Raw genomic sequence first — 1,517 nt, 5'->3', positions numbered from 1 at the left:
GCAAGGCCCGCTGCAGCACGAATCGGATCAGCCGGACCGTGGCCGCCATTCACGCCATCGAGACAGCCTGGCGATCAGGATGAGAAGCGTTCAGTCACGCGAACTTGCCTTTCCGACCGGCGGGGCCACCCGGTCCCGACAGAGTCATCAGATCACGGACTTACACGATCTTCCGGACACACCCGTCGCTTTGGCTCACTACTGATCTTTTCGTAAGTTCAGTGGGTGTGCTGGCCTTGCGAGTGGGAGGCTTTCGGGGTGGCTTATCAACCCTCGCCTTCGGCTGCCGGCTCGCCTCTTCCTCCCTTGTCGCGACCTCAGTTGGCGGAGGCCCGGCGTGTTCGGGCGGTCGAGTTGTTCGAGGAGGGTGCCTCGAATGCGGAGATCGCACGGGCGGTGGGTGTGTGCGCGGAGAGCGTGCGGCGTTGGCGTCGGGTGTGGGAGGGAGGTGGTGTTTCGGCCCTGAGACGGCGTGCGGCCACCGGCCGCCCGCCCAAGCTGGACGACGCCCAGGTCGAGACTGTTCGGGCCGCATTGGCGCGAGGAGCTCAGGCTCATGGTTTCGAGGCCGACCTGTGGACCCTGGAGCGAGTCGGCGCCGTCGTGGAGCGGGTAACGCGGGTGTCGCTGTCGAGGGCGTCGGTGTGGCGACTGCTGACCGGCCGACTCGGATGGAGTTTGCAACGTCCCGAGCGGCGGGCGGTCGAGCGGGACGATTCCGAGATCGCCCGGTGGATCGCGCACGAGTGGCCGCGCATCAAAAAGGGGCCGTGAACACACGTGCCTGGATCGTGTTCCTCGACGAATCAGGTGTCTCTTTGCTCCCCCAGATCCGCCGCACTTACGCGCCCCGTGGCCGGACCCCGCTGCTGCGGCATCGCTTGAACTGGAAGCGGGCGTCGATGGCCGGGGCCCTGGGCTACCACTCCATCGACCCCGCATCGCTTGAACTGGAAGCGGGCGTCGATGGCCGGGGCCCTGGGCTACCACTCCATCGACCCAGACCGCGGGGCCCGTCTGTGCTTCCACCTCAAGCCCGGCAGCTACGACACCACCGCCCTCATAGAGGTCCTCGAGCAGATGAAGGCGTTCTACCGCGGCGAGCGAGTGGTGCTGGTCTGGGACGGCTTGTCCGCCCACTGGAGCCGGGCGATGCGGGCCTGGGTCGCTGAGCAGGACTGGCTCACTTTGGAGCGATTACCCGCCTACGCTCCCGAGCTGAACCCGGTGGAGTTGCTGTGGTCCTCGCTCAAGAAGCGTGAACTCGCCAACCTCGCCGGCGACCACCTCGCCGATGTCGCCGACGCCACCGAACAAGGCATCCACCGCATCAACCACAACCCACAACTGCCATGGTCCTTCCTCGCCCACACCGGACTCACCATCCACCCAGCACACCCACTGAACTTATGAAAAGATCAGTAGTACTCCAGCAGCGGTTCGTGTCCTGAGCTGGCAGTTGCCGTTGTCCTGGTATGGAGGGGATGGCTGAAGTCGCGGTCTGGGCTGCTGAGTTG

General features: G+C 65.6%; 2 protein-coding genes. Both read left to right on the top strand.

All coding sequences use genetic code 11. The annotated features are described in order from the left end of the window. Positions 1 to 225 precede the first annotated feature (225 nt). The gene (locus ACZ7HQ_RS45405) at positions 226 to 774 is read left to right on the top strand and encodes a winged helix-turn-helix domain-containing protein (protein WP_471003479.1); all 549 of its coding nucleotides are present in this window, start codon (positions 226 to 228) and stop codon (positions 772 to 774) included. 171 nt (positions 775 to 945) lie between these two features. After that, positions 946 to 1,413, top strand: a complete 468-nt coding sequence (locus tag ACZ7HQ_RS45400; protein ID WP_471003476.1) for a transposase — start codon at positions 946 to 948, stop codon at positions 1,411 to 1,413. The last annotated feature ends 104 nt before the right edge of the window (positions 1,414 to 1,517 follow it).

This window comes from Streptomyces sp. NPDC037290 (assembly GCF_055603245.1).
This window is presented reverse-complemented; position numbering and strand designations above follow the sequence as displayed.